Genomic DNA, 25,807 nt, shown 5'->3' on the forward strand with positions numbered 1-25,807 from the left:
TCCCCGTACGCGGAAGGCGGATCCATGATCGTGCTCCTCGGCGTGCTCGTGGTCGTGATCGGCTTCGCCACGAAGCGCAATCCCCTCCTGGTCGTGGGGGTGGCCGGCATCGCCACCGGCCTGCTGGGCGGACTGTCACCGGGCAAGGTGCTCGCCGCCTTCGGCAACGGCTTCGCCGGCAGCCGGGCCGTGACCATCTTCGCGATCACCCTCCCGGTCATCGGTCTCCTGGAGCGCTACGGCCTCCAGGAACAGGCCCGCAACCTCATCGCCCGCTTCGCCCGGCTCACCACCGGCCGCTACCTCGCGCTCTATCTGGGCCTGCGCCAGATCGGCGCCGCGGTGGGGCTCACCAATGTCTTCGGTCACGCCCAGACCGTCCGCCCGCTGGCCGTCCCCATGGCCGAGGGCGCGGCGGAGCGCAGGTTCGGTGAACTCCCGGAGCGGACCCGGGAGAAGGTCAGGTCGTTCTCCGCCAGCGCGGACAACGTCGGTCTGTTCTTCGGGGAGGACGTCTTCCTCGCCGTCGGCTCGATCCTGCTGATCACCGGCTTCGTCAACACCACCTACGGCACCCACCTCGAACCGCTGCAGCTCGCGCTGTGGGCGATCCCCACCGCGGTGTGCGCCTTCGTGGTCCACGGCTGGCGGCTGCTGCGACTGGACCGGCAGCTGGAACGCGAACTGCTCACCGCCAACGTCCCGGACAACGCAGTGGTGGAGGCCGCCAAGTGATCAAGGCAGAGTGGTTCTACTGGCTGGTGGGCCTCAGCTTCCTGGTGATGGCCGCCCGGATGGTCACCGACCGCAGCAACCCCAAGCGCCTGGGCACCGGCGCCTTCTGGGGCCTGATCGGCGCCGGCTTCATCTACAGCAGCTGGGTCGTCACCAAGCAGGTGCCGGCCGAGCCGCTGGGCGTCGCCGTCCTGTTGATGGCCGTGCTGGCCGGCTTCGGCTTCACCGGGCGCGGCACCCCGCGCACCACCACCCCCGAGGAGCGCACCGCCTCCGCCGCCCGCCTCGGCAACAAGCTCTTCGTCCCCGCGCTCACCATCCCCGTGGTGGCCATGGCCTGCGCCATCGGCGTCAAGCACCTCTCCTTCGGTGGGCAGCCGGTCCTCCAGGAGGGCAGCGAGACCATCCTGGGCCTGGGCATCGCCGCCGTCGTCGCGCTCGCCGTCGGCATGATCATGCTCCGGGAGAAGCGGATCTCCGTGCCCGTGGAGTCCGGCCGCTCGATGCTGGAGACGATGGGCTGGGCCATGCTGCTGCCGCAGATGCTGGCCACGCTGGGCGCCATCTTCCAGGTCTCCGGCGTCGGCGACCAGGTCGGCAGGCTCACCACTTCCGTGCTGCCCAAGGACTCGCTCTACCTCGCCGTCGTCGTCTACTGCGTGGGCATGTTCGTGTTCACCATGATCATGGGCAACGCCTTCGCGGCCTTCCCCGTGATGACCGCCGCCGTCGGCTGGCCGGTCCTGATCGGCCACTTCGACGGCAACCCCGCCGCCGTCCTGGCGCTCGGCATGCTCGCGGGATTCTGCGGCACGCTCGTGACGCCGATGGCCGCCAACTTCAACATCGTCCCCGCGGCCCTGCTGGAACTGAAGGACCAGTACGGGCCCATCAAGGCGCAGCTGCCCACCGCGGGTGTGCTGCTCGGCTGCAACATCGTGATCATGGCGCTGTTCGCCTTCTGAACCACCGCCCGCGACTGCCGCACCCTCCCGCACGGTGGCCCCGGCCACCGTGCACCGCCCCCGCCGCCGGACGAACCGCACCGAGGAAGACCGAATGACCCGGGTACTGCTGACCGGATTCGCGCCGTTCGACGGCGAATCCACCAATCCCTCCTGGCAGGCGGTACGCGCCGCCGCGGCGGCACCGCCGGCCGGCATCGAGATGTCCGCCGTCGAGCTGCCCTGCGTCTACGGAGCCTCGATCGCGGTGCTGCGCGCCGCGATCGAGGAGACCCGGCCCGAGATCGTGGTGTGTGCCGGCCAGGCGGGCGGCCGTCCCGACATCACCGTCGAACGCGTCGCCCTCAACCTCGACGACGCCCGCATCCCCGATGCCTCCGGCGCCGAACCCCTCGACGAGCCGATCGTGCCCGGCGGCCCCGCCGCATACTTCTCCACCCTGCCGGTCAAGGCATGCGTGGCCGCGGTCCGTGCCGCCGGGCTGCCCGCGTCGGTCTCCCACACCGCGGGCACCTTCGTCTGCAACCACGTCTTCTACGGCCTCGCCCACCTCATCGCCACCGAACTGCCGGATCTGCGCGGCGGCTTCGTCCACGTCCCCTACGCGCCCGAGCAGGTCCTCGACCGCGCCCAGCCGTCGCTCCCGGTCACTGCCGTCACCCGGGCCCTGTGCGAGATCGCCGTCACCGCCGCACACACCCGCACCGACATCCGCGTCGCCGGTGGCACCACCCACTGAGCGGCGGCACCGCGGTGAAGGACCTGGCCACAGGCCGCGGCGGGGCGCGTCGTAAACTGGTGCGCCGGGCGCGGGCGGCCCGTCAACGGATCCACCAGCGGTTCCACCCATGCACGGATCCGCGCCGTTTCGTCCGTTGTCAGTGCGAGCGCCTACTCTGTGCGACGTGACTTTTCCCGCCCCGGGGGCCGCTGCGCCCCAGCTCAACGGCCCTCAGCGGCCCGCGCCGGGCCCGGCCGCCGACGAGGGCCTGGCCCGCCGGCTGCGCGCGCTGGCGTGCACCGCGCCGCTGCACGACCTCGATGTGCGCAAGGCCAACCTCGCGGGCGAATACGGCGTCTACGCCATGGCGGAGGTGGCGCTCGCCGTCATCGATCTGGTCACCCTCAACATGGACTTCGACACCGGCGCCGACCACGAGGAAATAGTGGCGAGGGTGCTCCCGAGGGTCGCCGCGCAGGCCTCCCGCCGCCCCGCGGGCGAGCACGAGCGGGTGGCCCGCTGGGTGCTGGAGAACCTGATCAACGTCGGCAGCGTGGACCGCGGCTTCCGCGCCGTCTACGGCACCTTCACCACCGACGGCGAATATGTCCGCCGCGATTACGACTTCAAGCTCATCGAGGAGGTCCCCGGCGCCGGCGGCACGGTCTATCTGCGGGCCACCGACGAAGCGGTCAACGTCCTGGTCGGCGCGCTCGACACGGACGTCACCAGCGCCCAGATCGCCGCCGAGGTCAAGCTGGAGGTGCTGATCAACCGCGGCCGGCTGGCCGACGCCCAGCTCGCCGCCGAACAGGCCCGCTACCGCACCGTGCAGTACGCCGAGACGCTGCGCCGGACCCTGGACGCCACCCGCCGCAACGTCCGCGCGGTCGACTGGCTGGAAACCGTCCCCGACATGATCAACGAGGCGCTGGACCACGTCGCGGACCGCTACCGCCACGAGAACGCCATCCTCACCAACATCCGCAAGGCCCGCGACGAGACCGAGGAGCCCGAGCACAAGCGCCGCGCCGCCGAGCTCGTCGACATCGTCAAGGACTGCATCCGCCGCCACACCCAGCTCCAGTCCCGGCTGCTGGAGGCCGGCCCGCTCTTCCGCGCCGAGCAGGACCGGCAGGCGTTCGCCACCCCGGTCGCCCGCTCCGGACTCGATCTGTACGGCCAGCTCGTCGCCCCCGTGCTGCCGCTCCCCGCCGAGCAGGCCATCCGGGTCACCGACGCCTTCTTCACCCACGGCACGGGCCTGCGCACGCCCTCCGCCGTCCGCGTCGGCGACCTCGTCGAGGTGCTGCTCACCCCGCCCGTGGAGCGCGAGCACCTCGGCGCCGAGATGCCCGAGCCCGACCTGGTGGCGACCCCCGACGACAGCCGCTTCAGCGAGGCCCAGCTCGACGCCGCGATGGCGCTGCTGACGCTGCCCGCCGACGCCCCGCGCCGGCTCTCCGGACTCCTCGCCGAGGCACGCCGCGGCGATCCCGAACTCCCCTACCTCGTCGCCCTGCTGGCGGTGCACGCCGCCAGCCCGCCGGTCGGCACGGCCTACCGGCAGGGCGAGCAGCAGCTGCTCTTCGCCGTCGACGACGGCGAGGAGCTGATAGACCCCGAATTCGGCGGCGCCGACCTCATCGTCGGCACGGCACTGCTGGACGCCGCCGGCATGGCCGCGGACCGCTCGGAGGTGGCGTGATGGCCCGCGCCCGGTGCGCCCGCCGGGCCGACGGCACCGCCTGCCGGGCCGACGGCGCCAACCGCCCGGTCCGGCCGGCCCGGCGCGCCCCGGGCGGCGCCCCGCCGTCGTGCCGCCACGAGATGTCCGAGACCGTCCCCCGCAAGGAGCTTGTTCCGTGACCCAGTACGACGACGCGCCGCAGCCGGACCCGGTGTCCGGGGCCGGTGAGCCGGGCTGGGTGCCCCCCGCCGACGCCGGGCCCCCCGCCGCGGCGGGCCCCGCGCCCGTCACCCCCGCCGACGCCGCGGACGCCGCCCGGCTGGTCTCCTTCGGCCTCCAGCCCAAGCTGCTGCCTGCCCGCGACGCCGAATACGGCGAACTCCTGCGCCGCTACCGCGACGAGCCCGCCTTCGCCCGGCTCGCCGACGCCGTCGCCACCGGTCTCGGCCTGGTCGTCCTGGAGGTCTCCACCCGCGCCGGGATGGCCGTCACCGCCGCCGAGGACTCCGTCTTCGCCGTCCGCATGGGGGACTACGCCCGCCGCGCCTCGGCCGACTCCGCCGACCGCTTCCTGCACGGCCTGGCCCATCTCGCCGTCGCCGCGCTGGCCTTCCCCCGCCCCGAGGACCTCGCCGACGACGGCTACATCGGCCGGATCACGGTCAACGGCGTGGATGCCTTCGTCCGGCAGGCCTGTCGCCGTCTGGAGGAGCGTGCCGAGCAGGAGGGCGAGAACACCGACCCGGTCACCGACGCCCCCGGCCTGGAGTCCGCCTGGCGGATCTACGCGCGGCGCAGCGCGACCGGCGCCACCAAGGACGCCAGGCGGCTGGCCGGTTCGACCACCGGGATCATCGCCAAGGCCGTCACCTTCCTCGTCGACTCCGGCTTCCTCCAGCGCACCGGCGACGACTCCGGCGGCGCCTACCGCACCACTGCCCGCTATCAGCTCCAGGTCCGTGACATGGCCGGCAGCGCCGCCATGGCCGAGCTCCTGGAGCTGGGCATCGTCCCCGTCGCCGACGGCAGCGCCGCGCTGCTGCCGGGCGAGGACACCGACGACCTCGACCTGGTCTCGGACGCCGGCCTGCCCTTCCACTCCGGCTGACGCCACCGCCCGACCGCGGCCGTTCCCCCCGGCCGCCCGACCACTGCCCGTTCCGACCGCCCGCATTCCGACACGACAACGAGAGTCCGCCATGTACGAGCTGTCCCGGGTCCGTCTCTACTCCATCGGGCCCGCCGGTGCGCGCTATGCCGACACCGTGCTGGACCTGCGCGGAGTCGGCGCGCCCGTACCCCAACCGGCACCGGCGCAGGCGGACTTCTTCGAGGACGAACCGGCCGGCCCGCCGCGCCGCCCGGCACCCGCGGGCGTGCTGTTCCTGGAGAACGGCGGCGGCAAGTCCGTCCTGCTCAAGCTGATCTTCTCGGTGATGCTGCCCGGCCACCGCAACACCCTCGGCGGCGCCAGCTCCGGCGTGCTGCGCAAGTTCCTGCTCGCCGACGACTGCGGCCATGTCGCCCTGGAGTGGCAGCACGTCCTCACCGGCGAGAGCGTGGTCGTCGGCAAGGTCAGCGAATGGCGCGGCCGGCAGGTCTCCAACGACCCCCGGAAGTTCGCCGAGGCCTGGTACAGCTTCCGGCCCGGCCCCGGGATGAGCCTGGACTCGCTCCCCGTCGCCGAGGCCACCGTCATCCGCCCCCGGCAGGGCGAGGGCGAGGGCAGCTCCGGCGCCCAGGGCCGCCGCCGCACGATGAAGGGCTTCCGCGACGTCCTCACCGAGGCCGGAAAGAACTACCCCAACCTCGATGTCGTCTGGGAAGAGATCCACGAGCGCTGGAACGAACACCTCGGCGAACTCGGTCTGGACCCCGAACTCTTCCGCTACCAGCGCGAGATGAACGCCGACGAGGGCGAGGCCGCCGGCCTCTTCGCGGTCAAGAACGACTCGGACTTCACCGACCTGCTGCTGCGCGCCGTCACCGACACCCGGGACACCGACGGCCTCGCCGACCTGGTGCACGGCTTCGCCCACAAACTCGGCCGGCGCGCCGAACTCACTGCCGAGCGGGACTTCACCGCCGGCTCCCTCGACCTGCTCTCCCGCATCGCCGACGCCGCCGAGCAGCGCGAACGCGCCCGCGAGGTGCATGCCGGCGCCGAGCGCCGCACCCGCGCCCTGGCCCGGCGGCTGCACGCCCGCGGCACCGAGGAGCGCGGCCGCACCGCCGAGCTGGCCGAACAGGTCGCCACCGCGGCCCACCGCGTCACCGACGCCGAGCGGATCCGCGAGCGCCGCTCCCTGGTCTCCGCCGAGCTCGCCTACCGGCACGCCTCGCTGGCGCTGGCCGCCGCGGAGAAGGGCGCCGCCGCCCAGCGCCGTGAGCTCAACGACGCCCGTACGCTGCACAGCGCCTGGCAGGCCGCCGAGACCGCGCTGCGGCACCGCGCCGCCGCCGACCGCTCCGCACGGGTCGCCGTCGCCATCCGCGAGGCCGAGCGGGACGCGGCCCCCGCGCTCGCCGCCCGCGCCACCGCCGCCGCCGACCTCGTGCGCGCCCTGCACACGGCGGCGGAGGCCGGCGAGCGGATCGCCAACGAGGAGGAGGAGCGCTCCGCCGCCCTCCAGGAGACCGGCGAGTCCGCGCACCGCGACGCCACCGCGGCCGCCACCCACGCCCAGCGCGCCCGCAGCGAGGCCGATCACCTCAAGCAGCGGCTGGCCGAGGTCGCCGAGGAGACCGCGGAGGCCGTCCGGGCCGGCTGGCTGGATGACAGCGCCCCCGACGCCGACCCGGCCCGCGCCGCGCTCGCCGCCTCGGACGCCGAGAAGACCGCCGTCGAGGCCTGGGACTCCGCCCGTGAGGCCGCCCGTCAGGCCACCGACCGTGCCCGTGAGGCCGCCGCCCGGCACTCCGCCGCCGAACTCGCCGCGGCCCGCGCCGAGGACGCCGCCGAGGCCGCCGGGCGGGCCCATGACGCCGAGCGCCGGGCCGCCGAGTCCATCGGCGCCGAGCAGCGGCTCGCCGACCTCCTCGGGCTCCCGCAGTCCGAGGCGAAGGCCATCGGCGTGCCCGCTCCCCGTACGGCAGCTCCTGGTGCGCCTGGTGCGTCCGGTACGGACCAGGGCGCCCCGCACCGCCCCGCCGCCGGCCCGCTGACCGCCGAGGAGCTGGACCGTAACGCCGACGGGCTGCACGAACTCCTGGAAGAGGGCGTCGCGGCCGCCGAACGGCAGCTGTTCGACCTGCGCACGGCCGCCGCCGACGATGCCCGCATCCTCGGCGCGCTGGGCGACGGCGGTCTGCTGCCGCCGGGCCCCGATGTGCTGGCGGCCGTGGAGTATCTCGGCGAGCACGGCGTGCCCGCGCTGCCCGGCTGGCGCTATCTCGCCCAGTCCGTCGACCCCGCCGACCACACCCGGGTACTCGCCACCCGCCCCGAGCTCGTCGACGGCGTGATCATCACGGACCCGGAGACCCATGCCCGGGCCCGCGAGGTGCTCGCCGAGGCCGCGCTGCTGCCCCGTTCGGCCGTCGCGGTCGGTACCGCCGCCGCGCTGCTCGCGCCCGCGCCCGCCCCCGACGAGCGGGACAGCGGCGGCTGTCACGTCTTTCTCGTCCCGCCGAACCCGGCGATGCACGACGAGTCCGCCGCGGACGAGGAGCGTCAGGCGCTGCGGGCGCGCGCCATAGAGCGCGACGAGGAGATCCGTGCGCTGGCCGCCCGGCTCGCCGGGGACCGTGCGCTGGCCGCCCGGCTCGGCTCGTGGCGTACGGGCTGCCCGGCCGGCCGCCTGGCCGAGCTGGCCGCCGCGGCGGAGGACACCGGCCGGGCCGCCGAGGAGGCCGCCGCGGAGCTGGCCGAGGCCCGGACGGCCCGGGACGGGACCGATGAGGTCGCGGCCGAGGCCACCCGGGTGCGCGACGAGCGCCAGGAGACCGCCCAGCGCGCCCGCCGCGCCGCCGATCTGCTGGCCGGGCTCGCCCACCGGCTGCGCGAGCGGGCCTCCTGGCAGTCCCGGATGCGGGAACTTGTCGACGAGGCGGCCGAGTTCGAGGCCCGCGCGGAGGAGTGCGTGGACCGTGCCCGGGCCGCCGACGAGGACCGCCGGGCAGCCCAGCGCGCCGCCGACGACGCCCGCCGCACCGCCCGCGCGCTGCGTGCCGAGCGCGCCGAGATCGCCGGCGTCCCGGACGACCTGGGCGAGGCCCCCGACGGGGCGAGCACCTCGCTGCCCGCCCTGCGCGAGGCCTACCGCGCCGCCTCCCAGCTCTACGAGAAGGTCGGCGTCGGCGCCGATCTGCGCGCCGAACAGGCCCGCGCCGAGGGGGACGAGAGCGCCGCACTCGCCGAGCTCAACCGCCTCACCAACAAGGTCCGCACCCGCGCCGAAGCCCTCCTGGAGAGCCCGGACGCCGCCGACGGTCCGTCCCGGCAGGCCGCCGCCTCCCGCGCCGAAGCCCTGGTGCACATGCTGGAGACGCGCGCCTCGGCCGCCAGTGAGCAGCTCGGCCGGCTGCGCGGCGAGGCCGAACGCCTCGCCCCCACCGACGGCGAGGCGCACACCGAGCTGCCCGAGGAGCTGGTGCCCGCCGACGCCGACCGCGCCAAGGAGCTGCTGCGCACCGCCTCCGGTGAACTCGCCACCGCCACCGAGGCACTGGACGGCGCCCGCGGGCAGCACGAGGAGCTGCTGCGCGCCCACCGCGCGGCCGAGGACGCGGCCGGCGGCTTCGACGAGACCGCGGCCCTGCTACGCGATCTGCTGCGCGACAACAACGACCCACAGGACGCGGCGGACGAGCCGATCGAGGTGTACGACGGCGCTCTGCCGCAGGCCCGGCAGGCCGCCGCCGAGTCCCGCCGCTCGCTGCGCGGCTGCGCCGCCGATCTGTCCACCGCCGAGTCCGCGGTGCGCGAGGCGAGCGACATCCTCGTCCGGCACGCCAACTCCACCCGCTACGAGCAGGTCCGTACCCCCGCCCGCCAGCAGATCCGCGAACTGCCCGCCTCGGCCCTCCCGGACCACGCCGCCAAGTGGGCGGACGCCTTCGCCCCCCGGCTGCGGGTGCTCACCGACGAGCTGGCGCAGCTGGAGCGCAACCGTGACTCGATCGTCGACCGGCTCCGCGGGCTGGTCGAGTCGTCGCTGACGACGCTGCGCTCCGCCCAGCGGCTGTCCCGGCTGCCCGAGGGTCTGGGGGAGTGGTCCGGCCAGGAGTTCCTGCGGATCCGCTTCGAGGACCCCGACCAGGCCACGCTCGCCGAGCGGCTGGGCGAGGTCATCGACGAGGCGACCCGCGCGGCCGTGAAGAAGAACAGCGATCTGCGGCGGGACGGGATGTCCCTGCTGCTGCGCGGGGTCGGCGCGGCGCTCCAGCCGCGCGGGGTGGCCGTGGAGATCCTCAAGCCGGACGCGGTGCTGCGCGCCGAGCGGGTGCCGGTCGGGCAGATGGGCGATGTGTTCTCCGGCGGCCAGCTGCTGACCGCCGCCATCGCGCTGTACTGCACGATGGCGGCGCTGCGCAGCAACGACCGGGGCCGCGACAAGCAGCGGCACGCCGGCACCCTGTTCCTGGACAACCCCATCGGCCGCGCCAACGCGACCTATCTGCTGGAGCTGCAGCGGGCGGTCGCCGATGCGCTCGGCGTCCAGCTGCTGTACACCACCGGCCTCTTCGACACCACCGCGCTCGCGGAGTTCCCGCTGGTCATCAGGCTGCGCAATGACGCCGACCTCCGGGCCGGCCTGAAGTACATCAGCGTCGAGGAGCATCTGCGGCCGGGCCTGCCGCAGCCGGACCCGTCCGGCGAGGCGGTGCACGGCCAGATCACGGCGACCCGGATGTACCGCCGCCCCGAAGAGTCCACCGCCGGGGAGCAGGCGGCGGAGACCGCCGGGTGAGGCATGGCGCGGGAGTCCCACGGACGGTCACACCACGACGACCGACCGCAGGACCTCCCCGCGCTGCATCTTGGCGAAGGCCGCTTCGAGGTCCTCGAGCGAGATGGTCTCGCTGATGAACCGCTCCAGATCGAGCTTGCCGCTCAGGAACAGATCGATCAGTACGGGGAAGTCGCGGCTGGGCAGACAGTCGCCGTACCAGGAGGACTTCAGCGCGCCGCCGCGCGAGAAGAGATCGAGCAGCGGCAGCTCGATGCGCATGTCCGGGGCGGGCACCCCGACCTGGACCAGCGTGCCCGCCAGGTCGCGCATGTAGAAGGCCTGCCGGTAGGTCTCCGGGCGGCCCACCGCGTCGATCACCACATCCGCGCCGTGCCCGCCGGTGAGCGCCCGGACCGCCTCGACCGGGTCCGTGCCGCGGGAGTTGACGGTGTCGGTGGCGCCGAACCGCTCGGCGGCGTCCAGCTTTCCGTCGTCGAGATCGACGGCGATGACGCGTCGCGCGCCGGCCCGGGAGGCGCCTGCGATGGCGGCGTTGCCGACCCCGCCGCAGCCGATGACCGCGACGGTGTCCCCGCTGCCCACCCCTGCGGTGTGCACGGCGGCGCCGTATCCGGCCATCACCCCGCAGCCGATCAGGCCCGCGGCCTCCGGGCGCGCCGACGGATCGACCTTCACCGCCTGCCCGGCGGCGACCAGGGTCTTCTCGGCGAAGGCGCCGATGCCCAGCGCCGCGGTCAGCTCCGTTCCGTCCAGCAGCGTCATGGCCCGCCCGGCGTTGCGCGAGGCGAAGCAGTACCAGGGACGGGCGCGGCGGCAGGAGCGGCACTGTCCGCAGGGCGCCCGCCAGGCGAGCACCACATAGTCCCCGGGCGCCAGGTCGGTGACGCCGGGGCCGACCTCCTCGATCACCCCGGCCGCCTCATGGCCGAGCAGGTACGGGAAGTCGTCGCCGATCGCGCCGTCGCGGTAATGCAGATCGGTGTGGCACACCCCGCAGGCCTGAACCGTCACGAGCACGTCGCCCGGACCGGGATCGGGTACGAGGATCGGCAGCACCTCGACGGGGGCGCCCTTCTTGAGGGCGACGACGGCGCGGGCTTCGTGCGGCATGTCTCACTCCTAAAACAGCGCCTGCGGTGGCGGCAGGGGCGGGTAGCACGCGTGCGGTGGCACGGATGCCTGTGGGGGAGTGGTGCGCGGTGAGAGGGGTGGGGCCGGGCGGCGGCGGGTGGCCCCGCCCCTGTCTCCGTGTTGCCTATAGCGCGATTGGTTGCGCTATGGGAGACATGCTGGAAGTCCGCAAGGGATCCGTCAAGGGGTGTTTTTCCGCAAGCCGCCTCAACCCGCGTACCCCATGCGGCGGGAGAGGTCGGCGGCCGCCTTCGCGGACCGCTCCGCCAGCTCCGGCAGCAGCTGACGCTCCACCCGGTACGCCGGTCCCGAGAGGCCGATCGCCCCGATCACCGCACCGTCGTGCGCCCGCACCGGCGCCGCCACGGCGTTGAGTCCGATCTCCAACTCCTCGTTGGTGCAGGCGAATCCGTCGGCGAGCGCGGTGGTCAGCTGCTCGCGCAGCGCGGCCGCCGTGGTCAGGGTGTGCTCGGTGAACCGCGGCAGCTTGCGGGTCACCAGGGCCTCCCGGCGCTGCGCCGGCAGATGCGCCAGCAGCACCTTGCCGCTGGCGGTGGCGTGCAGCGGGGTGCGGCGGCCCAGCCAGTTGTAGGCGGTGACCGCGGCGGAGCCCCTGGCCTGCATGATGTTGACCGCCGCGTCGCCGTCCAGCACCGCGATGTTGGCGGTCTCCCCGGTGTCCTCGGCGAGCGCCCGGCAGACCGGCTGGGCCTCCTGCGAGATGTCCAGCCGGATGGCCGCGGCGCCGGCCAGCCGCAGCACCCCGGCGCCCAGGTAGTACTTGCCGCGCTCCTTCTCCTGCTCCACCAGGCCGCGGTGCTCCAGCACCCCCAGGATCCGGAACGCGGTCGACTTGTGGACGCCCAGCTCCTCCGCGATCTCGGTGACCCCGGCCTCACCCAGCTTGGCCAGGATCTCCAGCACGCTCACCGCGCGGTCCACGGACTGGACGGATCCCGCCCCGCCGCGCCGTTCCTCGGACCGGTCGTCTGCCGTATCGCTCGTGTTCGACATGGGTCTTCGTGTCACCACCCGGTGGCCCCGCGGGGCACGTCTGAAGGCATCTGCCGGCAAGCCCTTGACGGCTCGGGCCCCGGCTTGGATTCTGTTGCGCATCGCGCTCTGCGATGCGTTATTCAGAACACATGATACCGATCAGCGCGAGGGGGGCCAGATGATTCCCGTCTGCCGCATCGAGGACCTGCCCGAGGGCGCGTCCATACGGATCGAGATCGACGACGCCACGCCGGCCATCGCGGTCTTCCACGCCGAGGGCGGTTTCTACGCCGTCGACGACACCTGCAGCCACCAGGACGCCTCGCTGTCCGAGGGCTGGGTCGAGGGCTGTTTCGTCGAATGCCCGCTGCATGCCGCCCTGTTCGACCTGCGGACCGGCGCCGCGGCCTGTCTGCCCGCCCGCCGGCCGGTGCGCACCCATGACGTCAGCGTCCTGGACGGCATGATTCATGTACGGCCCGCCGTGCGGGAACCGGCCGTCGTCGCGTAGTTCCCGGGCCCGTCCGGCCGTTCACGCCGCGGCGCGCGGGGCCCGCGACGAGCCCTCCCGTGACTCCCGGCGCCGCTGCCGCCGCGTGCGGCGCCGCTCACGGCGCAGCTCCCGGGCCGTGGAGCTCGGCTGCGACTGCACCCCGTTGCGCTGCACCCACACCTGGCGAGTGACCCAGACGTCCAGCACCGCCCAGGTGGCGACCACGGTGCTGGCGACCGTGCCGAGCACCGCGGGGAACGCGAACCAGGAAGCCGCGAGCGTGCACAGGAACGCCACCATGGCCTGAATCAGGGTGAGGGCCACGATGATGACGGCGCGCACCGCGGCGGTGCGCACCGGGTCCGCCATCCTGGGCCGGGGTGCCGGCTCCTCCTGCCACAACGGCCGTCTGCCGATGTCCATGAACGCGTCAGCCTCCCCGCACCTGCCCCGTGTGTCCGACTCCTCAGTAACTGCCCGCATTTCGCCCGGTACATTCCCCTGAGGTCGCACCTGATCCCTCTCCATGGTCACGTACCGGAGCCGCGCGGGGTTACCCGGGGTAGAGGAAAACCGGCCAACGCTCCGGCCTGCCGTCGGCCGCCGATGCGCCGGCGCGCTCCGCCGCACGCGGGGCGGGTTGTCCGGGAATCGGCGGACAACTCAGGACGATCCCGTGCGGCTCCGCTTCCCGAGGTCACGAGAGGCCTTCGGCTACGTCACTCGACAGTAGTAGGCTCGCGCCGTTTGTTGACGGAACACCACCCCCGTGCGCCGGGGTTGACGTAGGGGAGGCCATGCGCTTTCGCGGGAAGTCGGTCCGCCGGAAGATCGTGGCGTTGCTGCTCGTACCACTGCTGTCCCTGACGTCCTTGTGGGCGTTCACGACCTATCTCACCGGTCGTGAGGCCAATCAGCTGCTGGATGTCGGCAACGTCGTACAGCACCTGGGCTATCCGGTGGAGAACGTCATCCTGGCCCTCCAGGACGAGCGCCGGCAGAGTCTGCTGTACCTCGCCGACCGGCGCGACGCCGACGCCCTGGACGCGCTCCGCCGGCGGACCCGGGCCACCGACGAGGCCGTCACCGCGCTGCGGGCCGACACCGACACCCGCGACACCCGCGAGGACCTGACCGGTGAGGCCGGCGACCGGATGCGCGGCGTCCTGAAGAACCTGACCTCGCTCACCTCGCTGCGCACCCAGATCCAGGACAACACCGTCACCCGCGACGAGGCCCTGGAGAGCTACAACTCCCTGGTCGACCCCGGCTATGACTTCCTTTCCGCGCTCCACGCCCTGGAGAATGTGGAGATGGACAAACAGGCCCGGGCGCTGGTCACCGTCACCCGCGCCCGCGAGGCCCTCTCCCGCGAGGACGCCCTGATGTCCGCGGTGCTGGCCTCCGGCAGCATGAGCGGGCGCGATCTGCGGTCGGTGTCCGACCGGGTCGCCGAGCGCCGGCTCCTCTACCGCACCGGCCTGTCCGCCCTGCCCGCCCGCGACCGCGGCAGCTACCAGGACTACTGGCACTCGGCGAGGGCGCGCGAACTGACCTCCTACGAGGACCGGGTGATCGCCGCCGGGGCGAAGGGCGGGCCGCACGCGGTCAACGCCGAGCGGTGGCACACCGCGGCACAGCGAGTGCTCGGCGACCTCCAGCGGATGGGCAAGGACGCCGCGGAGCGCTACCGGGGCCGGTTGGCGCCGGTCGCCACCCACGTCCTGCTCAAGGCCGCCATCGCGGGCGTGCTCGGCTTCGTCGCGCTGCTGGTCTCGGTCATCGTCTCCTTCCGCATCGGCCGCCGCCACGTCCGGGACCTGGTCCGGCTGCGCAAGACCGCCCACGAGGTGTCCGGCGTACGGCTGCCGAGCGTGATGCGCCGCCTGGCGGCCGGCGAACAGGTCGATGTGGAGACCGAGGCGCCCCGGCTCGAATTCGGCCCGGACGAGACCGGCCAGGTCGGCCAGGCGCTCCACACCCTCCAGCGGGCCGCGATCGAGGCCGCCGTCAAACAGGCCGAGATGCGCCGCGGCGTCTCCGAGGTCTTCGTCAACCTCGCCCGCCGCAGCCAGGTCCTGCTGCACCGCCAGCTGACCCTGCTGGACGCCATGGAACGGCGCACCGAGGACACCGGGGAACTCGCCGACCTCTTCCGGATCGACCATCTGACCACCCGTATGCGGCGGCACGCGGAGGGCCTGGTCATCCTCTCCGGCGCGGCCCCCTCCCGGCAGTGGCGCAAACCGATCCAGCTGATGGACGTGGTGCGCGCGGCGGTCGCCGAGGTGGAGGACTACGAGCGCATCGAGGTGCGCCGGCTGCCGCGGCTCGCGGTGGACGGCCCCGCGGTGTCCGACCTCACGCACCTGATAGCCGAACTCCTGGAGAACGCCACGGTCTTCTCGCCGCCGCACACCGCCGTGCAGGTGCTGGGCGAGCGGGTCGCCAACGGCTTCACCCTGGAGATCCACGACCGCGGTCTGGGCATGGCCCCCGATCTGTTGCTGGAGGCCAACCTCCGGCTCGCCGAGACCCCCGAGTTCGAGCTGTCCGACACCGACCGGCTCGGGCTGTTCGTGGTCAGCCGGCTCGCCCAGCGGCAGAACGTACGGGTCTCCCTGCAGCCCTCGCCGTACGGCGGCACCACCGCCGTGGTCTTCCTCCCGGGGGCGCTGCTGACCGAGCACGTCCGGACCGACGACGAGGGCACCCCGGACGGGCTGCCCGGCGGCCCGGTCGGCAATGAACTGGAGCATGCGGCGGGCAAGCTGGCCGCGCTCTCCCAGGCGCCGGGCCCGCTGCCCGTGCGGGAGCGGCGCACGCCGGCCGTCCTCGACGGACCGGTCGAACTGGAGGCGCCGCTCGGCCCGGACGAGCCGGCCCCCGCCGCCGCCGACGACGACGGCAACCTCTTCCGGAAGCGGGAGCGCGGCCGCGACCGCAGGGGCCCGGCCGCCGGACCGCGCAGCATCGCACCCGTGCCGCCCGTCCCCGACGGCGAGCAGCACCAGCAGACCCGGGACCAGGCGCCCGGCGGCCTGGCGCCCCTGCCGCGCCGCCACCGCCCGCCGGTGCTGGTGTCCGACCACGGCAGGACGGTCGACGACCGTGACGCGACGGGCAGGCGCAGCGGCGAACGGCCCGGCCCCGAACGCGCCCGCTCCGGGGGCCGCGACGAGGACCGCTCCGGGACGCCGGAATCGACCGGCGCGCCGCAGGACCCCACGCCGGCCGGCCCGCGGCCGGTCGAGGACCGTGCGGCGTCCGGGCCCACCACCCCGCAGGGCCTGCCCCGCCGGGTACGGCAGGCCAGCCTCGCGCCGCAGCTGAAGAAGGACCCGGCAGCGGAGGCCGAACAGGCACCGGCGCGGCCGCCGGCCGAGGACGACCGCGACGCCGAGGCGGTCCGCGCCCGGATGGCCTCGCTCCAGCGCGGCTGGCAGCGCGGCCGCCGCGACAACGCCGAGGACCCGCGCGAGAGCGCACCACCACCGGGCGAGGACCCCGCGGCCACGGACCCAAGAGACACAGCCGGCACCGCCCCGGACACCACAGGACCGGACACCACAGACGCCGGCGACCGTGACGCCACCAGGCACGACGGCGACGGCACGGGCACCACCGCACCACCAGGAACCACATCGGGAGGGGACGGTCCATGACCGCACCGAAGGCAGCAGCTTCCACCGCACCGGTCTCGGCGAGGGGATCCGGTGAGCTGAACTGGCTCCTGGACGAACTGGTCGAGCGGGTCGGCTCCGTCCGCAAGGCACTCGTCCTGTCCAGCGACGGGCTGGCCACCGGCGCGTCGAAGGACCTGACCCGCGAGGACGGTGAACATCTGGCCGCCGTCGCCTCCGGCTTCCACAGCCTGGCCAAGGGCGTCGGCCGGCACTTCGACGCCGGACAGGTCCGCCAGACCATGGTCGAGCTGGACGAGGCGTTCCTGTTCGTCAGCGCGGCCGGCGACGGCAGCTGCCTGGCCGTGCTCGCCGACGCCGACTCCGATGTCGGGCTGGTCGCCTACGAGATGACGCTGTTGGTCAAGCGCGTGGGCACGCACCTGGGCACCGCGCCCCGGTCCGTACCTTCCACCTGAGCGCGACGACGGTGACGCCATGAGCGAGCGCAGCGGGCCCCTTGTGCAACGGTGCGCGCCCGGCGGGCGCGGGGCCGAGTGCGGAGAGGTTCCGGCATGAGCGAGCAGGACGGCCGGGCGGCGCGGGACCGGGAAGCGGCCCGCTGGTTCGACGATGACGCGGGCCCTGTCGTCCGGCCGTACGCGATGACCCGCGGCCGCACCCGTACGGCCGCCGAGGGCCGCCTCGATCTGATCGCGCTGGTGATCGCCGAGAGCCGCGTGGACGAGGCGGCCTGTGACCAGATGCTCTCGCCCGAGCATGTGGAGATCGTGGAGCTGTGCCGGCAGGAGCCGTTGTCGGTCGCCGAGCTGGCGGCCGGACTCGACCTGCCGGTCGGCGTCGTACGGGTCCTCATCGGGGATCTGCTGGATGCGGACCTGGTCCATGTCAGCAGGCCGGTACCGCCGGCCGAGCTGCCGGACGAGAAGGTGCTGCGCGAGGTGATCGACGGCCTGCGCGCGCTGTGACACCCCGCCGCGCGGCCCCTGCCGGCTCGGCGGCGGCCCCGCGAACTCCCGTTGCCGGGGGGCGGGATGGCGGCGCCGGCCGTGCCGTCCACGCGCGGCAGGGGCTTCGTTGAGCACGGCTCAACGCCGGGGTACGGTGCCTGTTGAGCAACAGTCAACAGGAGGAGAGGCGTCACCATGGCCACGGACGAGACCCCGGCCCCCTTCGAACGCCTGGAGATCCAGGCCGGGCCGCACACCTACGACGCACTGGCCTGCGGGCCCGCCGACGGGGAGTTCGTCCTGCTGCTGCACGGCTGGCCCGAGTTCGCCGACTCCTGGAGCGAGGTGCTCCCCGCCCTGGGCACGGCCGGCTACCGCGCCGTCGCCGTCGACCAGCGCGGCTACTCCCCGCGCGCCCGCCCGCCCCGCATCGCCGACTACGCAGTCCCCGAACTCGTCGCCGATGCCCTGGCCTTCGCCGACTCCCAGGGCGCGGACCGCTTCCACCTCGTCTCCCACGACTGGGGCGGCATGGTCGCCTGGGCGCTGGCCGGCGCCCACCCCGAGCGGCTCAAGTCCCTGACCGTGCTGGCCACTCCGCACCCGGACGCCCTCAACCGCGCCGCCGACACGGACACCACCCAGCACCACCGGCTCGACTACGTCCGCTTCTTCCGCCGCGACGACGGCGCCGCGGAGAGCGCCCTGCTCGCCGACGACGCCGCCCGGCTGCGGGCCGTCTACGCCGGCAAGGTCCCCGAGGCCCTCGTGGACGGCAATGTCCGCCGGCTCACCGCACCGGGCGCGCTCACCGCCACCCTGAACTGGTACCGCGCCCCCGAGTCGGTGATCTCGATCCCGGCCGGCCGGATCACCGTCCCCACCCTCTTCCTGTGGGGCAGTGAGGACACCGCCCTGGGCCGCGGCGCGGCCGAGTCGACGGGGGAGTGGGTGGACGGCCCCTACCGGTTCGAGGCCCTGGAGGGCGCCAGCCACTGGCTGCCCGAAGAGGTCCCCGGCGTGGTCGCGCCCAAGATCCTGGACCATCTCGGGCAGTACGCCTGAGGCCGGAACGGGCCGGGACCCCACGGCGGTTCCGGCCCGTCGCCGTAAACTGCGGGCATGTCCGGCAAGCGCAGCACCCGACTCACCCCCGACCAGCGCAGGGAGCAACTGGTCGGCATCGGGCTGCAGATGCTCGCCGACCGCTCCCTGGACGAGCTGTCCACCGATGAGGTCGCCCGGCGGGCCGGGATCTCCCGCGGGCTGCTCTTCCACTACTTCGACTCCAAGCGGGACTTCTACCGTGCGGTGGTCCGCGCCGCGTGCGACCGCTTCACCGCCGCGACGGAACCGGACGGCTCCCTGGAGCCGGTCGCCTGGATGCGCGCCTTCATCGCGGGCTTCGTGGCGTACGTCCTGGAGCACCGGCAGGTGTATCTCGCCCTGGTACGGGGCGCCGCCGGTAGCCACCCCACGGTCAGCGACATCGTCGGCGCCACCCGCGAGACCGTCGCCCGCCGGGTGCACGACGGCCGGCGGCGGCTCGGTATGCCGGACGCCCCGCAGGCCGAACTCGCCACCCGCGCCTGGATGGCGTTCGCGGAGGAGGCGGTGACCACCTGGCCGGCGGAGCAGCCCGGCGCCCGGGACGAGCTGTGCGCCTTCATCGAATCCAGCCTGGTGAACCTGCTGGGGCTGCTCGACCGGCCCCGGGCCCTCGCCCCGCGCTGAGCGCCCGCCGGGGCCGGGGCCCCGCGTTCACCGCCCTGCCCGGCACCCTTTTGGGCGGGTTGGGGGCCTTGGGGCCCGTGGTGTGACCGGGGCGTGACCCTTCTCAAGTGGGCCCCGTGCCGAGCACGTTGTACCGTTCCCTTGCACCTGTCGCCTCGTGCGCCGACGCCCGGGGACCAAGCGTGAGTTCCACCCGCACACCCGGCAATTCAGGAGAAGAATCCCATGGCCTTTGGGCGTTCCGATCGACGCCGCCGGTCCGCCGCCGCCGAGCCGGTGACGCTGAAGATCCTGGTCGCGGGCGGCTTCGGGGTCGGTAAGACCACCCTGGTCGGTGCCGTCAGCGAGATCAAACCGCTGCGCACCGAGGAGCGGCTGACCGAGGCGGGCCGGCCGGTCGACGACCTCGACGGCGTGGAGGCCAAGACCACCACCACCGTCGCGATGGACTTCGGGCGGATCACCGTCAACGAGGGCCTGGTCCTGTACCTGTTCGGCACCCCCGGCCAGGACCGCTTCTGGTTCCTCTGGGACGAACTGGCACGCGGCGCGCTCGGCGCCGTGGTGCTCGCCGACACCCGCCGGCTCGCGGACAGCTTCTCCGCCATCGACTACTTCGAACGCCGCGGGCTGCCCTTCACGGTCGCCGTCAACTGCTTCGACGGAGCCGACCGCTATCCGCCGCAGGCCGTACGCGACGCCCTGGACCTGGCCCCCGACATCCCGGTGGTGCTCTGTGACGCCCGGCGGAAGGACGACGCCCGCGATGTGCTGATCTCCGTCGTCGAGCATGCCAGGGAGACCGGCGCCGGCCGGCGCGAGCCCGCGCTGTCCTGACGGAGCGCACCCCAGTACGGCCCGTACCCCGCCGTCCGGGGTACGGGCCGTACGTCTCCAGGCGGTGCCCGTGACGTCCCGTCGTCAGCCCGCGGGCCGGGGAACGGCTAGGCCGGTGCCGACCCGTCCTCCGCCAGCCAGCCGAAGCTGCGCTCCACCGCCTTGCGCCACTGGGCGAACTCGCGGTCCCGGGTCGGTCCGTCCATCCGCGGTGTCCACTCCTGGTCGCGCTGCCAGTGGGTCCGCAGCTCGTCCAGGTCCTGCCAGACACCGGTCGCCAGCCCGGCCGCGTACGCCGCTCCCAGACACGTGGTCTCCGAGATCACCGGGCGGATGACCGGTACCCCCAGCACATCCGCCTGATGCTGCATCAGCAGCGTGTTCGCGGTCATCCCGCCGTCGACCTTGAGCCGGGTGATCCGCACCCCCGAGTCCTGGAACATGGCGTCCACCACCTCACGGGTCTGCCAGCTGGTCGCCTCCAGCACGGCGCGGGCCAGATGCGCCTTGGTGACGAAGCCGGTCAGGCCGGTGATCACTCCGCGGGCGTCGGAGCGCCAATAGGGCGCGAAGAGGCCGGAGAACGCCGGGACGACATAGGCGCCGCCGTTGTCGGGGACGCTCGCCGCCAGCGGCTCGATCTCGTCGGCCGAGGCGATGAGGCCGAGCTGGTCGCGGAACCACTGCACCAGGGCGCCGGTGATGGCGATCGACCCCTCCAGGCAGTACACCGGGGCCTCCCCGCCGAGCTGGTAGCCCATGGTCGTCAGCAGCCCGTTCTTGGACGGCACCGGACGGTTGCCGGTGTTGAGCAGCAGGAACGAGCCGGTGCCATAGGTGTTCTTGGCCTCCCCGACGCCGAAACAGGTCTGGCCGAAGACGGCCGCCTGCTGATCGCCGAGCGCGGCGGCCACCGGTACGCCGTGCAGCTGCCCCACCGCCGTGCCGTACACCTCGGCCGACGACCGGATCTCCGGCAGCATCGCGGCCGGCACGTTCATCGCCGACAGGATCGCCGGATCCCACTGGAGGGTGCTGAGGTTCATCAGCATGGTGCGGCCCGCGTTGGTCACGTCCGTGACGTGCACCCCGCCGTCGGTGCCGCCGGTCAGATTCCAGATCAGCCAGGAGTCGATGGTGCCGAACGCGATCTCGCCGCGCTCGGCACGGGCCCGCAGTCCCGGCACCTCGTCCAGCAGCCAGGCCGCTTTGGGCCCGGAGAAGTAGCTGGCCAGCGGTAGTCCGGTGGCCTCCCGGAAGCGGTCCTGGCCGTCCGTGCCGCCCAGTTCCGCGCACAGCTGGGAGGTCCGGGTGTCCTGCCAGACAATCGCATGGTGCACCGGCCGCCCGGTGGCGCGGTCCCACAGGACCGTGGTCTCCCGCTGGTTGGTGATGCCCAGCGCACTGAGCTGGTCCGCGCGCAGCCCCGCCTTGGTCAGCGCGCCCGCCACTACGGCCTGCACCTTCGACCAGATCTCGGTGGCGTCGTGCTCCACCCAGCCCGGCCGGGGGAAGATCTGACGGTGCTCGCGCTGGTCGACGGCGACGATCGCCCCGCCGTGGTCGAAGATGATGCAGCGGCTGGAGGTGGTGCCCTGGTCGATCGCGGCTACGTATTTCTCGGTTTTCCCGGTCTTCTCGGTCTTCCCGGTGTGCTCCGTCATGCCGTCACGCCTCCTGGCGTCCTGGTGAGTGGGTGCAGCGGGGCCGGTCCGTGCGGCAGAACTGCGGCAGAGCTACGGCAGAGCTGCGGCAGAACCACGAGAGACGCAGTCAGAACGCCAGTCGGTAGAGCAGGCCGGACAGCACCGCGCCGATCAGCGGTCCGGCCACCGGTATCCAGGCGTAACCCCAGTCGGAGGATCCCTTGTTGGGTATCGGCAGCACGGCGTGCATCAGACGCGGACCGAGGTCCCGCGCCGGGTTGATGGCATAGCCGGTGGGCCCGCCCAGCGACAGCCCGATACCGACCACCAGCAGCGCGACCAGCAGCACATTGATGCCCGAGCCGTAGACCCCCGCCCGCGCGCCGGGGACCTGGCCGATGCCGATGCCCTGGTTCTGGCCGAAGCACAGCAGCGGCAGCACCAGCCCGGCGGTGGCGATGACCTCGGTGACGAGATTGGCGGCCGGCTTGCGGATCTCCGGGCCGGTGGAGAAGATCCCCAGCGTCGGCTGGGCGAGCTCCCGTTCCGCGTTGGCGGCGAACTGCGCGTAGTACAGCGCCCAGGCCAGTACGGCCCCGATCGCCGCGCCGACCATCTGCGCCAGGACGTACAGCGGCACCTTCGACCACGGGGTGCCGCCCGCGATGGCGGAGCCGACGGTCACCGCGGGGTTGAGATGCCCGCCGGACAGCGGTGCCGCGGTGTAGGCGCCGGCCAGGACGCCCATGCCCCAGCCGAAGGCGATCACGACCCAGCCGGCGCCCTTCGCCTTGGAGTGGTGCAGGGTGACGGCGGCGCACACACCGGCGCCGAAGAGAATGAGTATCGCGGTACCGATCACTTCACCGACGAAGATGTCCCCATTGGAAAACATGGCGGCTCCTAGGCCCTCGCCCGGGGACGTCCCCCGGTCCTGCGTGCAGGGTGCGTGCCACCGGCGGGCAGCGGGCAGGGGCTGCCACCGGGCCGGGGTGCCTGAGTACGGCAGTGCCGACTGGCAACCGGAAGTGTTCACCGGTGCTGAGGGGGCGTCAAGGTCGCGCACGCCAGAGGATTTTGGTGCCGGGATCTCACCGTCCTCACCGGCTCACCGCACCGCCACCACCGCCGATCCGTGCCCGAACAGCCCCTGGTTGGCGGTCATGCCCACCCGGGCGCCGGCCACCTGACGGCCGCCCGCCTGCCCCCGCAGCTGCCAGGTCAGCTCACAGACCTGGGCGATGGCCTGGGCCGGCACCGCCTCGCCGAACGAGCTCAGACCGCCGCTGGTGTTCACCGGCAGCCGCCCGCCCAGCGCCGTCACCCCGTCCCGCAGCAGCCCGGCCCCCTCACCGGCGCCGCACAGCCCCAGATCCTCGTACCACTCCAACTCCAGCGCGGTGGACAGGTCGTAGACCTCGGCCAGCGAGAGGTCCTCGGGGCCGATCCCGGCCTCCTCGTAGGCGGTGCGCGCGATCGACGCCCGGAAGCCGGTCCCGGGCTGCGCCACGGCGGCCACAGCGGCCGCGGAGTCGGTGGCGATGTCCGGCAGGTCCAGCACGGTCCGCGGGTAGTGCGGGGTGGCCGTGGAGACCGCGCGGATCCGCACCGGATCCGCCGCGCCGTGCCGCCGTGCGAAGTCCATGCTGGTCAGGACGAGTGCGGCGGCGCCGTCGGAGGTGGCGCAGATGTCCAGCAGCCGCAGCGGATCGGCGACCACGGCCGAGGCCGCGACCTGCTGTGCGGTGACCGGGGTGCGGTAGCGGGCGTACGGATTGGCCGCGCCGGCCGCCGCGTTCTTCACCTTCACCTGCGCGAAGTCGTCGGCCGTATCGCCGTACAGCGCCATCCGGCGGCGTGCGTAGAGCCCGAAGTACGCGGGGTTGGTGGCGCCCAGCACCCGGAACCGCAGCCAGTCCGGATCGTCGGGCCGGTCACCGCCCGCCGGGGCGAAGAAGCCCTTGGGCGCCGCGTCGGCGCCGACCACCAGGGCCACGTCCGCCAGGCCCGCGAGGATCTGCGCCCGTGCGGTACCGATGGCCTGGGCGCCGGAGGCGCAGGCCGCGTAGACGCTGGTCACCCGGGCGCCCTGCCACCCCAGGGCCTTGGCGAAGGCCGCGCCCGCCACATACCCGGGGTAGCCGCCGCGGACCGTGTCCGCCCCGACCACGCTCTGCACGGCACACCAGTCGAGCCCGGCGTCCGCGAGCGCCGCCCTGGCCGCCTTGGTGCCGTACTCGACGAAACTGCGCCCCCACTTGCCCCAGGGGTGCATCCCGGCGCCGAGGACGGCCACATCGCCGTGTGCGGGGGGTGCGGGGGGTGCGGGGTTCGGCTCGGGCCGTGGCTTTCTCGGGCCGGATGGTTTTTCCCCGCCGCCCACCCCCCTTCGGGGGGTGGGCGGGTGTGGAGGTGAGGTTTCGGTTTCTCCGCCGCCGCCCCCTCGCCCGCCCGCCACGTCCTCCGGCCCCGCCGCCGCATGCTCCCGCCCGGCCTCCACCTCCACTTCCACCGGCCGCCAGTGCCACGTCGTCCAGACCTGCGCGTCGTCCTCGTCGAGGATCCCGGGTACCAGCTCGACCGGGGTGCCCACGGCGAGGTCCGCCGCGCCGACGCCCGGCGCGGCCTGCCCGAGGACCACCATCCGCTCCGCCGTCAGCTCCACGGCCACCAGCGCGTACGGCTGCCACTCGGCGTCCGGGTCGGAGACGTACGGGGCGGGCGGGCGATAGCGCGCGTCGGTGTACGACCAGACGGTGCCGTGCCGTGACAGCGGTACCTCCACCAGCTCGTCGCCCCCGCAGACGGGGTTGCGGCAGAAGGTGTCCTCGCGGGGGAAGAACACCGCGCCGCAGGCCCGGCACCGGGTACCCAGCAGCCGGAAGTCCGCCGCGTCCTGATCGAACCACCCCGGCACCGCCGGCTTCCGTACACGTGTCACAGAACCTCCCCGAGCGCAGACCGGAATCAGATGTCCGGAATCAGCAGTCCGCAATCAGCAGTCCGGGAAGGGCGGACCGGAACGACGGCGGACACGGCAGGCGCGGATGACGCGAGCTGACACCAGCGGGCGGACCGGCGGCCGGCAATCCCGGAGAACCCCAGAACTGACGGAACGTCAGAAGTGTGGCACGGTGCCGCCCGGCACGGAACCCCGGTACAGTCGCCGGGCGATCACGTCGTTCACGAGGGGGAGCGCCCGTGGCTGAAGCTGCCCGCCCTGACGCCCGCACCGACACCCGCACCGACACCCGGCCCGCCCGCACTGCCGCCGCACCCGCCGTACGGCTCACCGCCGTCCGCAAGGAATTCGGCACGCTATGCGCCGTCGAGCATGCCGAACTCACGATCCAGCAGGGGGAGTTCTTCTCCCTCCTCGGCCCCTCCGGCTCCGGCAAGACCACCCTGCTGCGGCTGATCGCCGGCTTCGAGCGGCCCACCTCGGGCCGTATCGAACTCGCCGGCCGCGAGGTCACCGCACTCCCGGCCGCCCGGCGCGACGTACACACCGTCTTCCAGGACTACGCGCTCTTCCCGCACATGACCGTCGAGCAGAACGTCGCCTACGCGCTGACCGTCGCCGGGGTGCGCAAGCCCGAACGCCTCGCCCGCGCCCGCGAGGCCCTGCGCACCGTGCGGCTCGACGACCACGGCCCGCGCCGCCCGGCCGAGCTCTCCGGCGGCCAGCGACAGCGCGTCGCCCTGGCCCGTGCCCTGATCGACGGCCCGGGGCTGCTGCTGCTCGACGAGCCCCTCGGCGCGCTCGACCTGCAACTGCGCCAGGAAATGCAGCGCGAACTCCAGCGCGTCCAGCGGGCCACCGGCGTCACCTTCCTCCTCGTCACCCACGACCAGGAGGAGGCGCTGACCCTCAGCGACCGCCTCGCCGTCCTCGACCGCGGCCACATCGAGCAGACCGGCACCCCGCGGGAGATCTACGAGCGCCCGGCCACCGCTTTCGTCGCGGGATTCGTCGGCACGACCAACCTGCTGAGCGGCCCGGCCGCGGTCCGTGTCATCGGCGCGCCGGGCACGTACAGCATCCGCCCCGAGCGGATCCGCCTCGCCGCACCCGACGGCCCCGACGGCACCCCGGGACCGGGGGAGCGGAGTGTGCCCGGCCGGATCACCGAGATCGTGCACGCCGGCGCCCATCTGCGCTGCGTGGTCCGCCTCGACGGCGGCGACGACCGGCTCACCGCGCTGCGGCTGAACTCCGCGCCCCTGCCGCCGGCGCTGCACCCTGGCGCCGCCGTGCACCTGCTGTGGCGCCTCGACGACGCGTCCGCGGTGCCCGGCTGAACGACGCGTCCGCGGTGCCGCTGAACGGCCGTCGGACACCGTCCGCCG

The 25,807-nt window shown here is 73.6% G+C and carries 21 protein-coding genes and 1 pseudogene; 15 read left to right on the plus strand and 7 right to left on the minus strand.

Translation table 11 applies throughout. The features are described from left to right. Positions 1-24 precede the first annotated feature (24 nt). The 7 genes from OIU81_RS32010 to OIU81_RS32040 all read left to right on the plus strand — a co-directional run bounded on the left by OIU81_RS32010 (position 25) and on the right by OIU81_RS32040 (position 10,023). Positions 25-735, plus strand: a complete 711-nt coding sequence (locus tag OIU81_RS32010) for a DUF969 domain-containing protein (RefSeq protein ID WP_329153421.1) — start codon at positions 25-27, stop codon at positions 733-735. Further along, positions 732-1,700 carry a DUF979 domain-containing protein gene (locus OIU81_RS32015; RefSeq protein WP_329153422.1) on the plus strand — a complete coding sequence of 323 codons (969 nt, stop codon included), beginning with the start codon at positions 732-734 and terminating at the stop codon, positions 1,698-1,700. Before OIU81_RS32010 ends, OIU81_RS32015 begins: the two co-directional genes overlap by 4 nt. Positions 1,701-1,794: 94 nt before the next feature. Continuing rightward, positions 1,795-2,439: a pyroglutamyl-peptidase I gene (gene pcp, locus OIU81_RS32020; RefSeq protein ID WP_329153424.1), complete on the plus strand. Its 645-nt coding sequence runs from the start codon at positions 1,795-1,797 to the stop codon at positions 2,437-2,439. Between the two features lie 166 nt (positions 2,440-2,605). Beyond that, on the plus strand, positions 2,606-4,129 hold the full coding sequence (locus tag OIU81_RS32025) for a hypothetical protein (protein WP_329153426.1): 1,524 nt from the start codon (positions 2,606-2,608) through the stop codon (positions 4,127-4,129). Then, positions 4,129-4,290 carry a hypothetical protein gene (locus OIU81_RS32030; RefSeq protein ID WP_329153428.1) on the plus strand — a complete coding sequence of 54 codons (162 nt, stop codon included), beginning with the start codon at positions 4,129-4,131 and terminating at the stop codon, positions 4,288-4,290. Before OIU81_RS32025 ends, OIU81_RS32030 begins: the two co-directional genes overlap by 1 nt. After that, the gene (locus tag OIU81_RS32035; RefSeq protein WP_443074078.1) at positions 4,287-5,219 is read left to right on the plus strand and encodes a hypothetical protein; all 933 of its coding nucleotides are present in this window, start codon (positions 4,287-4,289) and stop codon (positions 5,217-5,219) included. The genes OIU81_RS32030 and OIU81_RS32035 overlap by 4 nt, the downstream gene beginning before the upstream one ends. A 91-nt stretch (positions 5,220-5,310) precedes the next feature. Then, the gene (locus OIU81_RS32040; protein ID WP_329153430.1) at positions 5,311-10,023 is read left to right on the plus strand and encodes a hypothetical protein; all 4,713 of its coding nucleotides are present in this window, start codon (positions 5,311-5,313) and stop codon (positions 10,021-10,023) included. A 27-nt stretch (positions 10,024-10,050) separates the two neighbouring features. Here the strand turns inward: OIU81_RS32040 and OIU81_RS32045 are convergent, their stop codons facing one another. After that, positions 10,051-11,136, minus strand: coding sequence for an S-(hydroxymethyl)mycothiol dehydrogenase (locus OIU81_RS32045; protein ID WP_329153432.1), 1,086 nt, complete (start codon positions 11,134-11,136; stop codon positions 10,051-10,053). Between the two features lie 228 nt (positions 11,137-11,364). After that, complete coding sequence (locus OIU81_RS32050; RefSeq protein WP_329153434.1) at positions 11,365-12,171, minus strand: IclR family transcriptional regulator; 807 nt, start codon at positions 12,169-12,171, stop codon at positions 11,365-11,367. Positions 12,172-12,331: 160 nt separating this feature from the next. On the opposite strand from OIU81_RS32050, the gene OIU81_RS32055 reads away from it, so the two are divergent. After that, positions 12,332-12,664, plus strand: coding sequence for a bifunctional 3-phenylpropionate/cinnamic acid dioxygenase ferredoxin subunit (locus OIU81_RS32055; protein WP_329153436.1), 333 nt, complete (start codon positions 12,332-12,334; stop codon positions 12,662-12,664). A 21-nt stretch (positions 12,665-12,685) separates the two neighbouring features. Here the strand turns inward: OIU81_RS32055 and OIU81_RS32060 are convergent, their stop codons facing one another. Beyond that, the gene (locus OIU81_RS32060) at positions 12,686-13,174 is read right to left on the minus strand and encodes a hypothetical protein (RefSeq protein WP_443074079.1); all 489 of its coding nucleotides are present in this window, start codon (positions 13,172-13,174) and stop codon (positions 12,686-12,688) included. A 269-nt stretch (positions 13,175-13,443) separates the two neighbouring features. On the opposite strand from OIU81_RS32060, the gene OIU81_RS32065 reads away from it, so the two are divergent. From OIU81_RS32065 to OIU81_RS32090, 6 genes are all read left to right on the plus strand, one after another. Further along, complete coding sequence (locus OIU81_RS32065) at positions 13,444-16,311, plus strand: nitrate- and nitrite sensing domain-containing protein (protein WP_329153438.1); 2,868 nt, start codon at positions 13,444-13,446, stop codon at positions 16,309-16,311. Continuing rightward, on the plus strand, positions 16,308-16,748 hold the full coding sequence (locus OIU81_RS32070) for a roadblock/LC7 domain-containing protein (RefSeq protein ID WP_329153440.1): 441 nt from the start codon (positions 16,308-16,310) through the stop codon (positions 16,746-16,748). The genes OIU81_RS32065 and OIU81_RS32070 overlap by 4 nt, the downstream gene beginning before the upstream one ends. Before the next feature lie 96 nt (positions 16,749-16,844). Then, positions 16,845-17,258 (plus strand): DUF742 domain-containing protein, encoded by a 414-nt coding sequence (locus OIU81_RS32075; RefSeq protein WP_329153442.1) that lies wholly within the window; start codon positions 16,845-16,847, stop codon positions 17,256-17,258. 177 nt (positions 17,259-17,435) lie between these two features. Beyond that, complete coding sequence (locus OIU81_RS32080; protein WP_329153444.1) at positions 17,436-18,305, plus strand: alpha/beta fold hydrolase; 870 nt, start codon at positions 17,436-17,438, stop codon at positions 18,303-18,305. Between the two features lie 57 nt (positions 18,306-18,362). Continuing rightward, on the plus strand, positions 18,363-18,974 hold the full coding sequence (locus OIU81_RS32085; protein ID WP_329153446.1) for a TetR/AcrR family transcriptional regulator: 612 nt from the start codon (positions 18,363-18,365) through the stop codon (positions 18,972-18,974). A 225-nt stretch (positions 18,975-19,199) separates the two neighbouring features. Continuing rightward, on the plus strand, positions 19,200-19,811 hold the full coding sequence (locus OIU81_RS32090; protein ID WP_329153448.1) for a GTP-binding protein: 612 nt from the start codon (positions 19,200-19,202) through the stop codon (positions 19,809-19,811). Positions 19,812-19,918: 107 nt separating this feature from the next. Here the strand turns inward: OIU81_RS32090 and glpK are convergent, their stop codons facing one another. The 4 genes and pseudogenes from glpK to OIU81_RS32110 all read right to left on the minus strand — a co-directional run. Then, positions 19,919-21,475 carry a glycerol kinase GlpK gene (gene glpK, locus OIU81_RS32095; protein WP_329153451.1) on the minus strand — a complete coding sequence of 519 codons (1,557 nt, stop codon included), beginning with the start codon at positions 21,473-21,475 and terminating at the stop codon, positions 19,919-19,921. A 109-nt stretch (positions 21,476-21,584) separates the two neighbouring features. Beyond that, positions 21,585-22,352, minus strand: coding sequence for an MIP/aquaporin family protein (locus OIU81_RS32100; RefSeq protein ID WP_329153453.1), 768 nt, complete (start codon positions 22,350-22,352; stop codon positions 21,585-21,587). A 213-nt stretch (positions 22,353-22,565) separates the two neighbouring features. Next, complete coding sequence (locus tag OIU81_RS32105; RefSeq protein WP_329155512.1) at positions 22,566-23,753, minus strand: lipid-transfer protein; 1,188 nt, start codon at positions 23,751-23,753, stop codon at positions 22,566-22,568. A gap of 207 nt (positions 23,754-23,960) precedes the next feature. Continuing rightward, positions 23,961-24,398 (minus strand): annotated as a pseudogene (locus OIU81_RS32110) (Zn-ribbon domain-containing OB-fold protein); the annotation flags it as partial. Positions 24,399-24,658: 260 nt separating this feature from the next. On the opposite strand from OIU81_RS32110, the gene OIU81_RS32115 reads away from it, so the two are divergent. Beyond that, positions 24,659-25,759 carry an ABC transporter ATP-binding protein gene (locus OIU81_RS32115; protein WP_329153455.1) on the plus strand — a complete coding sequence of 367 codons (1,101 nt, stop codon included), beginning with the start codon at positions 24,659-24,661 and terminating at the stop codon, positions 25,757-25,759. The last annotated feature ends 48 nt before the right edge of the window (positions 25,760-25,807 follow it).

The sequence above is a fragment of the Streptomyces sp. NBC_01454 genome (genome assembly GCF_036227565.1).
Lineage (GTDB): Bacteria > Actinomycetota > Actinomycetes > Streptomycetales > Streptomycetaceae > Streptomyces.

Coding starts and splice junctions, on each gene's coding strand:
- OIU81_RS32010 (WP_329153421.1), top strand. CDS start 25: ATGATCGTGCTCCTCGGCGTGCTCGTGGTCGTGATCGGCTTCGCCACG.
- pcp (WP_329153424.1), top strand. CDS start 1,795: ATGACCCGGGTACTGCTGACCGGATTCGCGCCGTTCGACGGCGAATCC.
- OIU81_RS32030 (WP_329153428.1), top strand. CDS start 4,129: ATGGCCCGCGCCCGGTGCGCCCGCCGGGCCGACGGCACCGCCTGCCGG.
- OIU81_RS32040 (WP_329153430.1), top strand. CDS start 5,311: ATGTACGAGCTGTCCCGGGTCCGTCTCTACTCCATCGGGCCCGCCGGT.
- OIU81_RS32045 (WP_329153432.1), bottom strand. CDS start 11,136: ATGCCGCACGAAGCCCGCGCCGTCGTCGCCCTCAAGAAGGGCGCCCCC.
- OIU81_RS32050 (WP_329153434.1), bottom strand. CDS start 12,171: ATGTCGAACACGAGCGATACGGCAGACGACCGGTCCGAGGAACGGCGC.
- OIU81_RS32055 (WP_329153436.1), top strand. CDS start 12,332: ATGATTCCCGTCTGCCGCATCGAGGACCTGCCCGAGGGCGCGTCCATA.
- OIU81_RS32060 (WP_443074079.1), bottom strand. CDS start 13,174: ATGGAGAGGGATCAGGTGCGACCTCAGGGGAATGTACCGGGCGAAATG.
- OIU81_RS32065 (WP_329153438.1), top strand. CDS start 13,444: ATGCGCTTTCGCGGGAAGTCGGTCCGCCGGAAGATCGTGGCGTTGCTG.
- OIU81_RS32070 (WP_329153440.1), top strand. CDS start 16,308: ATGACCGCACCGAAGGCAGCAGCTTCCACCGCACCGGTCTCGGCGAGG.
- OIU81_RS32075 (WP_329153442.1), top strand. CDS start 16,845: ATGAGCGAGCAGGACGGCCGGGCGGCGCGGGACCGGGAAGCGGCCCGC.
- OIU81_RS32080 (WP_329153444.1), top strand. CDS start 17,436: ATGGCCACGGACGAGACCCCGGCCCCCTTCGAACGCCTGGAGATCCAG.
- OIU81_RS32085 (WP_329153446.1), top strand. CDS start 18,363: ATGTCCGGCAAGCGCAGCACCCGACTCACCCCCGACCAGCGCAGGGAG.
- OIU81_RS32090 (WP_329153448.1), top strand. CDS start 19,200: ATGGCCTTTGGGCGTTCCGATCGACGCCGCCGGTCCGCCGCCGCCGAG.
- glpK (WP_329153451.1), bottom strand. CDS start 21,475: ATGACGGAGCACACCGGGAAGACCGAGAAGACCGGGAAAACCGAGAAA.
- OIU81_RS32100 (WP_329153453.1), bottom strand. CDS start 22,352: ATGTTTTCCAATGGGGACATCTTCGTCGGTGAAGTGATCGGTACCGCG.